Annotated in this window: 1 protein-coding gene; it reads right to left on the bottom strand. The window is 69.5% G+C overall.

Translation table 11 applies throughout. The features are described from left to right. The coding region (locus tag P9228_RS30950; protein ID WP_278057073.1) for a PfkB family carbohydrate kinase at positions 1-226 on the bottom strand (226 nt) is incomplete at both ends.

Raw genomic sequence — 226 nt, 5'->3', positions numbered from 1 at the left:
CCGCGCGTCAATGCATGGGCATAGGCACCGTGAAAGCAGTCACCGGCGCCGGTCGAGTCGACGACGGCAACCCGGTGCGGAGGCAGGTGCCAGAGCCCTGCCTCGTCGCGTCCGCGATAATAGACGCCCCTGCCGCCGTCAGTCAGAACCACGGTGGACCGCGACGGCATCCACAATGCGTCGAGCATCTCGGCGGGCGATCGGCCGCCCGTGGCAGTCCGCGCGA

Origin of the sequence: Mesorhizobium sp. WSM4898, from assembly GCF_029625845.1 — a bacterium.
Classification (GTDB): domain Bacteria; phylum Pseudomonadota; class Alphaproteobacteria; order Rhizobiales; family Rhizobiaceae; genus Mesorhizobium.
Note: the sequence above shows the minus strand (reverse complement) of the source record. Positions and strands in the feature narration are given on the sequence as shown.